The 11,554-nt window shown below is 71.5% G+C and carries 10 protein-coding genes; 3 read left to right on the top strand and 7 right to left on the bottom strand.

The features are described 5' to 3' along the window. Nucleotides 1-34: 34 nt before the first annotated feature. From ACH4G3_RS01425 to ACH4G3_RS01405, 5 genes are all read right to left on the bottom strand, one after another. On the bottom strand, nt 35-1,822 hold the full coding sequence (locus ACH4G3_RS01425; RefSeq protein ID WP_397622525.1) for a cellulase family glycosylhydrolase: 1,788 nt from the start codon (nt 1,820-1,822) through the stop codon (nt 35-37). A gap of 333 nt (nt 1,823-2,155) precedes the next feature. Further along, a complete protein-coding gene (locus tag ACH4G3_RS01420) occupies nt 2,156-2,632 on the bottom strand; it encodes a cupin domain-containing protein (RefSeq protein WP_397622524.1) in 477 nt (158 codons plus the stop codon). Nucleotides 2,633-2,661: 29 nt separating this feature from the next. Continuing rightward, nucleotides 2,662-4,095, bottom strand: coding sequence for an amidase (locus ACH4G3_RS01415; protein WP_397622523.1), 1,434 nt, complete (start codon nt 4,093-4,095; stop codon nt 2,662-2,664). Nucleotides 4,096-4,157: 62 nt separating this feature from the next. Further along, complete coding sequence (locus tag ACH4G3_RS01410; RefSeq protein ID WP_397622522.1) at nt 4,158-5,003, bottom strand: oxidoreductase; 846 nt, start codon at nt 5,001-5,003, stop codon at nt 4,158-4,160. Next, nucleotides 5,000-5,872 carry a helix-turn-helix transcriptional regulator gene (locus ACH4G3_RS01405; RefSeq protein ID WP_397622521.1) on the bottom strand — a complete coding sequence of 291 codons (873 nt, stop codon included), beginning with the start codon at nt 5,870-5,872 and terminating at the stop codon, nt 5,000-5,002. The genes ACH4G3_RS01410 and ACH4G3_RS01405 overlap by 4 nt, the downstream gene beginning before the upstream one ends. A gap of 117 nt (nt 5,873-5,989) precedes the next feature. Between ACH4G3_RS01405 and ACH4G3_RS01400 the strand changes: the two genes are divergently transcribed. Further along, on the top strand, nt 5,990-6,553 hold the full coding sequence (locus tag ACH4G3_RS01400) for a DUF488 domain-containing protein (RefSeq protein WP_397622520.1): 564 nt from the start codon (nt 5,990-5,992) through the stop codon (nt 6,551-6,553). Between the two features lie 4 nt (nt 6,554-6,557). Here the strand turns inward: ACH4G3_RS01400 and ACH4G3_RS01395 are convergent, their stop codons facing one another. After that, nucleotides 6,558-7,193 carry a hypothetical protein gene (locus ACH4G3_RS01395; RefSeq protein ID WP_397622519.1) on the bottom strand — a complete coding sequence of 212 codons (636 nt, stop codon included), beginning with the start codon at nt 7,191-7,193 and terminating at the stop codon, nt 6,558-6,560. A gap of 120 nt (nt 7,194-7,313) precedes the next feature. Further along, entirely contained in the window at nt 7,314-8,306 is a 993-nt protein-coding gene (locus ACH4G3_RS01390; RefSeq protein WP_397622518.1) for a type I phosphomannose isomerase catalytic subunit, read from the bottom strand. A gap of 199 nt (nt 8,307-8,505) precedes the next feature. Between ACH4G3_RS01390 and ACH4G3_RS01385 the strand changes: the two genes are divergently transcribed. Both ACH4G3_RS01385 and ACH4G3_RS01380 read left to right on the top strand, forming a co-directional pair. Beyond that, entirely contained in the window at nt 8,506-10,557 is a 2,052-nt protein-coding gene (locus ACH4G3_RS01385; RefSeq protein ID WP_397622517.1) for a serine/threonine-protein kinase, read from the top strand. A gap of 156 nt (nt 10,558-10,713) precedes the next feature. After that, nucleotides 10,714-11,553, top strand: a complete 840-nt coding sequence (locus ACH4G3_RS01380; RefSeq protein WP_397622516.1) for an FHA domain-containing protein — start codon at nt 10,714-10,716, stop codon at nt 11,551-11,553. Nucleotide 11,554 lies beyond the last annotated feature (1 nt).

Here is an 11,554-nt window from a genome sequence, read left to right as displayed (position 1 = left end):
CGGGAAGCGGCGATAATTCCTGACAGACCCGTTTTCAGGCAGAGGTGCCCGTGACCGCGGTGCCGGACCTGGTCAGCGTGTACGTCAAGATCGCCCCGCTCCAGAAGTGGAAGGTGAGGGTCACGGTGGTGTTGTCGGTGACTTCGTTGAAGAAAGCGGTCGGCAAGGTGATCGTGCCTGCGGTGTAGTCCGGCACGAAGGCCACGTTGAACTGCTTGTATGTCGTCCAGGACTGCGGACCGGCGGCGGTCCCGTCGGCGTAGACGGCTTCCATGGTCGCCAGCTTGTCTCCGTTGAACGCGGTGGGTATCACCAGCGAGGCCGTCGTACCTCTCGCGCTCGTCAGCACCGGCTTGTCATAGGTGATGACGTTGACGGCCCAGGGAATTCCGTCCGTGAACCGGAGGGACAGGACGGCATTCGTGCCGTGCTCCTGCGAGGCGGTCAGCCGACTGAGCGTCGCCGCCGCGATCGTCAGCGTGTTGCCGCTGACGGTGTAGTCCACGCCCCGGATCAGGGGGCGGGTGCCGACGACGATCCTCATCAGCCTGGTGCCGTTGAGGTTCAGCGTGATCGTCGCGTCCGTCGGGGTCTTGCCCTTGGGCACGAAGAGCTGATCGGTGGACGCGGTGCCGGAGCGCCCGGTCCAGCTCGACCGTATCTGCGCATAGAGGCTCGGGTCGTTCCATTGCATGGTGCGGCGGTTGAAGCGACTGCCGTTGTCCCACAGCATCGTGGTCAAGCCGCGGTAGCGCGCGTAGTAGCCGAGATACTCGAGGTACTTGAGCGTCTCACCCTGTTCGACCGTGCCGGGGCCGGAGTCCCAGCCGAGCAGCCCGTACTCACCGACGACGACCGGGATCCCCTTGGCGACGAAGGACCTGTGCAGCAGGTCGAACGTGTCGGTCAGATCCTGCTGGGTGGCCGCGTTGAAGGTCGTGTAGCCGGCGAGGTTCACGCTGAAGGGCCAGAAGCTGTAGTAGTGGACCGAGGCCACGAGGTTCGGGTCGTCGAGTGCGGCGAAGGTGGCGAGCAGCGTGTCGATCTTGGGCTTGTCCGGTGTGTCCCCGAGGGTCGGCATGACGAGCAGCCGGTCGGTATTGCCTCCGCCGGTCGCGCGCACGACGGAGTGGAAGGTCGTGTTGAGCTCGTTCATCAGTACGGCGTTCTGCTCGTCGCCGGAACTGCCGTTGAAGAAGGGCTCGTTGATGCTCTCGAAAAGCAGTCGGCGCGATGCGTCCCGGAAGGTGGCCGCGATCTGCTGCCAGGTGGCCGTGTACTGGGCCAGGACCGCGTCATGCTGGGTCGGCATGTTCGGCACCCACTGCCATGCGTCGCCGTGCATGTTGATCAGAACGTAGAAGCCATCGGCCAGGGCCCAGTCGACCACCTGCTTGAGCCTGGCCAGGAACGCCGGGTCGAGGGTAAAGGTCGGAGCCGGGCCCTCGTGCTGGCCCCAGGTCACCGGGATCCGGATGCTTTTGAACCCCTGCGCCTTCAGCTTGCGGAAGAACGCCTGGGTCACCCGCGGGTTGCCCCAGGCCGTCTCGTCGGCACCGATGGCCTCGAAGCTGTTGCCCAGATTCCAGCCGGGCTGCATGTCTGCGACTACGTCCATCGCGGAAGCCGACGCGGCGGACCCAGTGGACCGGGCAGCGGCCTGGGCGGCCGTCGGGATGGACAACGCCGTGACGGCGAGGGCCGCGGAGGTCGTCATGACCTGGCGGCGAGTGAAACCGGCTGAACTCGGCATAGAACTCTCCATTGAGTCGAAAGGCCTTCCCGCCATGTCGTAAACGTCATCGTCGAAGCGCTTCGACACGGTGCGGGAGCCTAGCGCAACCTGACGCCGGAGAGAACGGGCTGATCCGCATGAAACCTGCATCGAGTTCCGAAGGTCCGCGCGTCGAAGCGCTTCCCTCAATGGGGCATCAGGCGCGGCGTCACGCAAACTCGTCGGAGTTCCCTGCTCACCGGCGCAGTGGGTGCGGTGACGCCCGGGCGGTCGGGCAAGGCGTCGGCGGTTGCGACGGCGGGGCCACTTCCACACATTCCAGAAGCGCAATCCTCCAGAGCCACATGCGGAACGGCCCCCTCACCGAGGGGGACTCGCCACGTGACGACACAGTCCCGGACATCCGAGCGACGGATGCGGTCACGCCGGACGTGGCCGCGTCGGCGGAGCGTCCAGGAGTGTCACCCCGTACCGGGCCAGCATCTCGGCGTGGTCCGTGTCATGACGCGCGTCGGCGGGGCCGATCGACCGGAAGTAGCCTTCGATGGCCCCGGGGTTGTTGATGACCAGCATGTCCGCCGTCGTGGTGAGCGGCTGGAAGGTGTGAGGAACCGATCGCGGGCCGAAGACGTAGGCGCCCGGCTCGGCGTCATGGACGTCGCACTCGTCGAGTGTGGCCGAGCCGACCCAGAAACGGACGCGGCCGGACAGGACCACCCAGCTTTCGTCCTCACGGCTGTGGGTGTGCAGGGGCGGCGCGTCCGCCTGGCGCATGGTCAGACGCAGGACGCTGACCACTCCTTGCGTCTCGGAGTTCGACACGACCTGCTCCTGGACGCTGTCGTAGTAGCGGTAGAGGGTGCCTTCGCCCGGGTTGCGCACGAGGGCGATGCTCATCCGAGTCCTCCTCCGATTTAGTTAATGCTTCAATCATCGACCGCACGGAGGGGCCGCGCCAGAGGCAGGGGCCCGTTTGGCTTGTTCGAGGGGCTCACCGACTCCAGGAGTGCTGCCAGACCGAGCAGCAGCTCCTCGGCGTACCAGGTGGTGACGAGCTGGACGCCGATCGGCAAGCCGTCCGCGGTCGCGCCGAACGGGAGCGACAGCGCCGGCAGACCGGTGAGATTGAACGGCACGGTGGCCCGCATGACGTCCCGAGCCGGGATTTCGATCCCGTCGACGAGGTGGCTGGACCGGGCCGGCAGCGGCGCCGGGAACGTCACCACGGGGCACAGCAGCGCGTCGAACCGGCTGAAGCAGGCCGCGAACTCGTCACGCATGCGCTCGACGATGCGCTGTGCGTCGGCGACAGCGTCCGGTGACGGTTCTCCGGCGCGCAGGGTGGCGCGCGAAACCGGGTGCAGGTCGTCTTCCTGCCCTTCGGTCACATGCCGTAGGAACGGGAGCATTTCGGCCGAGTAGAGGGTGGCACTGAGGTGTGTCGCGTTGTGCTCCTCCAGGACGGGGACGCGGACCGTCTCGACGGTGAGGCCCGATGCGGTGAGGGCGTCGGAGGCGGACCGGACGGTGGCTGCGACGTCGGGGTCGACCGGACCGAACGCCGGCGACAGCAGCACGCCGACGCGACGCGGCCGGTCGTCGACCGGGCCGCGAGGGCTGTGCGGCGGCGTGGTCGCGTAGCCGTCGACGCCGTCGGAGCCGACGAGGATCCGGTAGGCGGTCGCGATGTCCCGGACGGTGCGGGCCAGGGGGCCGACGTGCCAGTAGCGACGCAGTACGGGCGGCCAGTGCCCGGTGTACGGGATGCGGCCGTGTGTGGCCTTCATGGCGACGATGCCCGTGAAATGAGCCGGGCCACGGACCGAGATGGCCACGTCACTGCCCAGGCCGAGCGGTGACATACCGGCCGCGATCGCCGCGGCCTCGCCCCCGCTGGATCCGCCCGGAGTCCGCCGCAGGTCCCACGGGTTGCGAGTGGGGCCCACCAGAAGGTTGTCGGTCTCCGTCCAGTAGGAGAACTCCGGCAGGCTCGTCTTGGCGAGCGGGATGGCGCCCGCGGCACACATCCGCGCCACGGCAGTCGCGTCTTCGGCCGGAACGTGGTGACCGAAGAGCCGCGATCCCCGCGTGGTCACCACGCCCGCCGTGTCGAACGAATCCTTGATCGTGAAGGGAACGCCGTGCAACGGACCGAGACCGTCGCCGCGCGCCACTGCGGAGTCGGCCCGGTCCGCCGCGGTCAGGGCCTCTTCAGCCAGCAGGGTGATCACGCCGCGGACGTCTGGATCGACGGCCGCGATGCGGTCGAGATGGGCCTGCACCACCTCGCGAGAGGACACCTCGCGGGTCCGTACACGCCGTGCCAGTTCCGTCGCGTCCAGACCGGTCAGGGCGGTCACCGCACCTCCCTGAGGGCGTGTCCGCCACCGGCCCGACGGCCTCCGTCACACCTGGGCATCGTTCAGGCGGCCGGGTAGTCGGCGCCGATGGTCGCGTCCCGCCAGGTGTCGAAGCCGGCCCGGAGCGTGTCCAGCCGCGCGGTGGCGATGTCGTACGCGGCCTTCCCCAGCAGCAGACGCAACGGGGGCTCGGGCGACTCGACGGCGTCGATGACGGCCGCGGCCGCCCGCAGCGGATCGCCCGGCTGGTGGCCGTAGGTGGCCAGGGTGGCGGCACGCCGCGCGCCGGCGGTCGCCGCGTAGTCCTCGATCACGGTGGCCGACTGGCGCATGGAGGGGCCGGACCAGTCGGTGCGGAACGCGGCGGGCTCGACGATCGTCACCCCGATGCCGAGCGGGAGGACTTCGGCGGCGAGCGACTCGGACAGCCCCTCCACCGCGAACTTGGTGGCGTGGTAGTAACCGGTGGCGCCGAAGGCTGCCAGGCCGCCGAGGGAGGAGATGTTCACGATGTGACCGGCCCGGCGGGCGCGCATGCCCGGCAGGACGGCCCGGGTGGTCTCGACGAGCCCGAAGACGTTGGTGTCGAACAAGGCCCGGATCTCCTCGTCCTCTCCTTCCTCGACGGCGGCGAGATAGCCGTAGCCGGCGTTGTTCACCAGGACGTCGATCCGCCCGAACTCCGCTTCCGCCCGCTCGACGGCTTCGGCCACCTGAGCGGGGTCCGTGACATCGAGGGCCAGGGCGAGGGCCCGCTCGCCGTGATCGGCGGCCAGGTCGGTGACGGTGCGCGGATCGCGGGCGGTGACCGCCGCCCGGTGGCCGCGTTCGAGGAGGGTTGTGGCGAGGGCGCGGCCGAGGCCGCTGGAGCAGCCGGTGATGAACCAGACGGGTGTGCTGTCGTTCATGTACGCAAGTCCTTGGTCGGTTGAGTAGCCGATTCGGTGGTGGGTTGCTCGCCCGCGCCGAGACTGCCCAGCAGGGTGAGTGCCTGTTCGGACGGGCTGCCCGGGGCGGCCTGGTAGACGACGAGTTGCTGGCCGGGGGCGCTGTTGACGGTGAGCGACTCGTAGTCCAGGGTCAGTTCACCGACCTGCGGGTGCCGGAAGCGCTTGGTCTCACGGGTCTTCTGGCGGATGTCGTGGCGGGCCCACAGCCTGCGGAACTCCTCGCTCCGCAAGGACAGTTCGCCGACCGTCGCGATGAGCAGGGGGTCGTCGTGACCTGTCCCGGCCGCAGCCCGCAGCCCCGCCACCGTGTTGACGGCCACCTGGTCCCAGTCCGGGTAGAAGTCCCGCGCGTCCGGGTCCAGGAAGACCAGTCGCAGCAGGTCGCCGCTGTGGGTGTGACCGGCGAACAGCGCACGCCCCAGGGCGTTGTGGGCCAGCACGGTCAGGCAGCGGCCCAGGACCACCGCCGGAGTGCTGTGCCAGCCCTCCATCATGCGCAGCAGGACCGGGCTCACCGGCTCAGGCCGTGTACGGCCACGCGGGCGGGCGGCGACGGGGCGTGCCAGCCGGTGCAGGTGGTCGACCGCGTCGTCCTCCAGCCGCAGCGCCCGGGCCAGCGCGTCGACCACCTGCGCCGAGGGGTGCCGTTCCCGGCCCTGTTCCAGGCGGACGTAGTAGTCGGTGCTCACCCCCGCCAGCATCGCGACCTCTTCCCGGCGCAGGCCCGCCACCCGGCGCCGGCTCCCGGTCGGCAGCCCCGACTCCTCGGGGGTCACCAGGGCACGCCGGGCACTCAGGAACCGGCCGAGCCGGTTGTCGCTGTCCATGTCCCCCACCGTAGGTCCGGCTCTGGGCCCGCGGGAGCCCTCAAGGTGGCCGCGCCACTCCTACGATCCGCTCTCCTCATCAGGTGTGGAGCCGCGAGAACGGGAAAGTCCGGCGCCGTGGACGTGTTCCTGCTGACCTTCGGGCACAGCACCGCCGACCGGGACCGGATCGCCGATCTGCTGGACCACGCCGGTGTCACGGCCGTCGTCGACGTGCGGATCGCTCCCGGCAGCCGCCGCGACCCCGATCTGTCGCGGCGGCGGCTCGCCGAGTGGATGCCGGGCCACGGCATCGCCTACCGGTGGGAACCCGCTCTCGGCGGGTTCCGTACCCCTCCCGTGGACAGCCCGGACATCGTCTGGCGCAACGCCTCCTTCCGCGGCTACGCCGCCCACACCCGCTCCCCCGGCTTCGTCACCGCCATGGACCGGGTGCTGCGCGAAGCCGCGCGCGGCCGGACCGCCGTGATGTGCAGCGAGGCGGTCTGGTGGCGTTGCCACCGCCGGCTGATCGCCGACTTCGCGGTACTCGCCCGCGGCGTGCCGGTTCACCACCTCATGCACGACGGGCGCCTCAGCGCCCATGCGCCGACGCCCGGCGCACGACTGCGCGACGACGGACTTCTCGTGTACGACGGTTACGACGGTTACGACGGCCGCACGGGGACCGGCAGCGGCTGAGCGGTCAGTACAGCTTGTTGACCGCCGTGACGGTGGTGGCCTTGAAGTCGGACACCTGGGCGTGCTGGAAGTTGCCCATCTGGCCCCACAGGACGACCGTCACGGTCGTGCCGTCGCGGCCGACCGAGAACAGGCCGATGTCGGAGGAGCCCCAGGCCGAAGCGGTGTGGAGGCCGTAGACATGGGCGCCCTCCTCGACGTCCAGCCGGCCGTAGTTCTTCTGTGTCGCCGTGATGTCGGGGTCCTGCTTCATCAGCTTCTTCGCGCAGCCGGCGATGTCCTTGCGCAGCAGCGCCGCGAAGTCCTTGGCCCGTTGTTCACTGCGCTCCACGACCGTGATCTGCTGGGCATTGGTGTCGTACTCGGTCCAGTACGAGCGGTGGGAGGCGATGGACGGCAGGGCATCGCCCACACACACCGGCAGCGGGTCGGGCTGACCCGCGGTGACCGGACCGGCGTACCAGGGCGAGGCCGGGTGCGGCGGCAGTTCGGCCGGCTCCAGGAACCGGGGTGTGTCGGATGCCGGTGCGGCGGCGGCAGGGACGGCGGCCGCGGTGACACCGGCGACGGCCGCCAGCGCGGCCAGCGCCGCCACGGTGGTACGGATGCCTCGGGTACGGACGTGCGTGGTCTTCCCCATGTTTTCCCCCATGTAGTCGAATGCGCGGGCTTCAGCCCTTGCACTCACTACGACCCGTCACCCCCCGCGTACGTTGCCCCGCACACCTGCTACGGGTCCGTCCCGAATGTCACCGGCCCGCTACAGGGCGTCGGGGACGTAGCCGATCAGTACGTCGGCGGGGCCCTGGACGCGGACCTCGCCCAGGGCCGCGGGGAGGAGCAGGGTGCGGGCGCGGTCCAGGCGGCCGGTCCAGGGGCCGGAGGTGACGGTCACCGGGGCTCCGGCGTTGCTGAGGATCCGCACGGTGGAAAAGGCGTGCACCAGGGGGGCGGTGGTGCCGGCGGTCCAGCGTTCCAGGGCGAAGTACGGGCCCGAGCAGAGCAGGGTGCGCACCACTCCGCCGTCCCTGCGGATGTCCACGCCGGACTGGAACTCGGGGGTCGGCCCGGGGCGCCATTCGTCGAGCAGGCGGGCGAGGTTCTCGTGCCACTCCGGCTCGGGGACGGGCGAGCCGTCCTCCATGCGGGTGCGCATGGCGTGCTGCTGGATGTCGGAGGTCTGCTCGATCTCGTAGACGAGCGTGCCGGGACCGAAGCTGTGCAGGGTGCCGCCGGGGACGTAGACCGTCTGTCCGGCACGGACCGGCAGGCGGCGCATGACCGCGTCGAAGTCCTGGGCGAGCAGCGCCCGGTGCAGGGTGTCGCGGTCCACGCCGGGCCGGGTGCCGACCAGGGCAGTTGCTCCCGGGGCGGCGTCGAGGACGTGCCAGGCCTCGGTCTTGCCGTGGGGTTCGCCCTCCAGGCGGCGGGCGGTGGTGTCGTCGGCGTGCAGGTGCACCGGGAGCGGGCGGCTGCCGTCGATGAACTTGGTGAGGAGGGGGAAGCGGGGGCCGGGGCGGACGTGCGGCCCCAGCAGTTCCTCGGGGTGGTCCGCCATGATCTGCCGGAGGGTGCGTCCGGCCAGGGGGCCGTCCAGGACGGTCGAGGCGTCGCCGTCGACGTCGCTCACCTCCCACGTCTCGGCCACCGGGCCGTCGGGCAGGCCGGTGCGGCCCAGCCGCTCGGCGATGGCCCGCCCGCCGAAGACGTGCTGTTTGACGGGGGTGGTGAGCCGCAGCGGGTGCCAGTCCACGTCCCTCCTCGTACGGGGCCGGATGGGTGCGGGATCGGTCGGGGGCACGGCCGGGGTACCCCGGGGGGAGACGCGCATGCGTGCGGCTGATGGAGGCTCTGGGGAGACTGTGAGTAACGTCCCCTGTACGCAGTAGGTTCGCTCTACGCGCGCGTGGGTGGCGGCGCGCGTTCTGGGCCGATGCGAGGGGGAGAACAACGTGCGTCCCGGAGACGAGTTCGCCGGCCGCTATGTCCTCAAGGAGGTCATCGGGGCTGGGCGCGGCGGCGACGTGTGGCTGGCCCACGACACGGTGGTGGGGCAGGACGTCGCGCTGAAGCCGGAGCGGGTCGAGGGCGACCGCGAGATCGCTGTGCGGCGGCTGCTGGGCGAGCCTCGCGCCCTGGCCAAGTTCCGTGATCATCCCCATGTCGTGACCCTGTTCGACGTCGTGACGGTGCCGTCGGACGGGGGCACCGGTGGGGACGGGGGCACCGGTGGGGACGGGGGCGGGAACCCCGGCGGGGACACCACCGGGGACGGGGGCGAGACGTACTGGTTCGTCATGGAGTACGTGCCCGGCGGCGGCCTCGACCGGCAGCCCCCCATGAGCCCCGAGCGCGTGGCCCGGATCGGGGCTCAGCTCGCCGACGCGCTCGCCGCGCTGCACGAGGCGGGCATCGTCCACTGCGACGTGAAGCCCGCCAACGTCGGCCTCACCCGGCGCGGCGCCGCGAAGCTGCTGGACTTCGGTGCCGCCTACCGGGCAGGCGGCACCGAGACCATCACGGCCAACGGGCCCTACAGCTTCACCCCGGACTACGCCGCCCCCGAACTGGCCCGGGGAAACGTCCCCCGGCCCGCCTCCGACGTGTTCTGCCTGGCGGCCACCCTCCATGCCCTGGTCACCGGTTCCCCGCCGCGCGGCGGGGAACCCCGAGCGGACGGTGACGGGGCGGGGGCCGCCGGGGAGGACCAGGACCGTCTGACGTACTGGAAGGCCGAGCAGGGCGTCGTCGAGCTGGACGCCGATGCGGTGGGCCCGCTCCAGCCCGTGCTCGGTGCCATGCTGCGGCGCGACCCGGGGCAGCGCCCCGGGGCGGCCGAGGCCGGGCGGCTGCTGGCGGCCGTGGCGGAACACGGAACGCCGGATCCGGGCGGCCGGCCCGCCGCGCCCGTCGGCGGGCGGCCCCGGCGGCGACGCCGTGCCCTGCTCACGGCGGCCCTCGGCGTCGGCGCCGCGATCGTCCTGAGTCTCGTCGCCCTCCCGGGGGACGGCGGCGAGCAGGGCGCCGGCGCGAACGGCACCCGTGGCTCCGCCGGGAGGCAACTGCCGAAGGACCCCTCGAACGGTGGGACGCGGGCCCTGATCGGTGATCCGCGCACCGCCGACGTGTGCGCCCTGGCCGACCCCGACGCGCTCGGCCGGTTCGGGGAGAGCGAAGTCGACGTCGACTACGGCAACTTCGACCGCTGCGACGTGCTCGTCCACCCGGACGACAGGTCCCGTATCGACGTGTCGGTCCAGCTGCGCCGGGGCTCGCCGCCCGAGGCGTCGGACCCCGTCCGGGTCATCGGCGGCATCGCCGTACGGGAGGCGCCGCCGAAGAAGGGCGAGTGCGGGCTGCTGCTGTCCCGGGACGAAGTGGCCGGCGGCAGCGAAAGCACCGGCGGCAGTGGCCGCGGCAGGGGCAGCACCGGCCGCGACATGTTCGTGGGGGTCCGTGTCGACGTGGGGCACGGCACGGTGGCGGGCGGGGCCGCGGCGCTGTGCGCGGTCGCCGACACCGCCGCCCGCAGCGCGGCCGAGGTCCTGAACCGCGGCCCGCTCCCCCGCCGTTCCCCGCCCTACCCGGCCGCCTCACTGGCCTGGACGAGCGCCTGCGCGCTGCTCGACGCCGAGGCGCTGTCCGTCGTCCCCGGCATCAAGGCCGACGTGCCGGAGCGTGGTGTCGCGGACTGGGACTGCGAGTGGTTCAGCGACGTCGACGACCTGGAGGCGGAGATCGCCTTCTTCCGCGACGAGCCCAGGTCCGCGCGGGACGGCCGCACCGTCCGGCTCAGCGGCTACGACGCCGTCGTCGAACCGGAGGGCAACGGCGAGGGGACGTGCACGGTCTTCGTCCCCTACCGCGAGTACGGCGGCCGGGACGCCGAGACGGCCGTCGAGATGCTGCGGCTGCACGTCGGCGGGCAGCGGTCCAGCGGCGAGCTGTGCCATCTGGCCACCGAGCTCGCCGCCTCGGCGGCCGCGGAACTGCGCGCCCGCTGAGCCCCGGGGGGCCTGGGCGCCCGGGGAGGGGTCCCGAGCAGGCCGGCCCATGCTGACGGGTACGTCCGGCGGGGCCCGCCCGCGCCGGGGCCGACCGTGCCGATTCCGTACGACGTGCAGGACGAGTTGCCCGCCCACGCACCGAGGAGACCAGCGATGACCTTCTCCGCCAGCCTCGCGCGCGGTGTCGCGCCCACCGCACCCGGAACCCTGCACGCGCGCACGGTCACCGGTGACCTGTGCGCCCCGCCGCGTCCGGGCCTGACCGTCCGCTTCGGGCGGGGTGAGCGGCCGGACGTGGACCTGGAGGTCGGCGTGGACGACCTGCGGGTGAGCCGCCGGCACGGGGAGCTGACGTACCGGCAGGGACAGTGGTGGCTGCGCAACACCGGGCGGCAGCTGGTGCGGCTGCCGCGCGGCCGGATGATGCACACCGCCACCGAGCCGGTCCCCCTCACCACCGGCTACACCCCGCTGTTCGTGAAGGGCTCCGGCTACCGCGAGCACCTGATCGAGCTGTACGTGGCCGACCACGACGACCAAGGGCCGGTGTCGCGCCGCCGGGCCGAGACCCTGCGGCCGGAGACCTGGGCGCTCGACGACGACGAACGGCTGCTGCTGGTCGTCCTCGGCCAGCGGTACCTGCTGTACGAGGAGGACCCGCGTCCCCTGACGTACTCCATGGCCGCCCGGCAGCTCGTCCATCTGCGCCCGGACGGCAACTGGACGGAACGCCGGATCGAGCACCGCATCGAGGTGGTACGCCACCGTCTGCACGGCACCGGCTTCAAGTACCCGCTGGTGCACGACAAGACGGAGGAGCGGCGGCCCTACGACAACACGCTGCTGCACAACCTGCTCAAGGGCCTGGTCGAGTCGACGACGCTGGTGCCGCCTGATCTGAACCTGATGGACGACACCCCAGACGCCACCGACGCCCCCGGCACCCCCGACACCCCCGGACTCCAGGACGGGTCGCCCGCGGGGCAGCCGTAGC

This window comes from Streptomyces afghaniensis (genome assembly GCF_044327915.1).
Lineage (GTDB): Bacteria > Actinomycetota > Actinomycetes > Streptomycetales > Streptomycetaceae > Streptomyces > Streptomyces afghaniensis.
The sequence above is the reverse complement of the archived record's forward strand: the minus strand, read 5'-3'. Positions and strand labels throughout refer to the sequence as shown.

Coding starts and splice junctions, on each gene's coding strand:
- ACH4G3_RS01420 (WP_397622524.1), bottom strand. CDS start 2,632: ATGAGCATCGCCCTCGTGCGCAACCCGGGCGAAGGCACCCTCTACCGC.
- ACH4G3_RS01410 (WP_397622522.1), bottom strand. CDS start 5,003: ATGAACGACAGCACACCCGTCTGGTTCATCACCGGCTGCTCCAGCGGC.
- ACH4G3_RS01395 (WP_397622519.1), bottom strand. CDS start 7,193: ATGGGGAAGACCACGCACGTCCGTACCCGAGGCATCCGTACCACCGTG.
- ACH4G3_RS01405 (WP_397622521.1), bottom strand. CDS start 5,872: ATGGACAGCGACAACCGGCTCGGCCGGTTCCTGAGTGCCCGGCGTGCC.
- ACH4G3_RS01380 (WP_397622516.1), top strand. CDS start 10,714: ATGACCTTCTCCGCCAGCCTCGCGCGCGGTGTCGCGCCCACCGCACCC.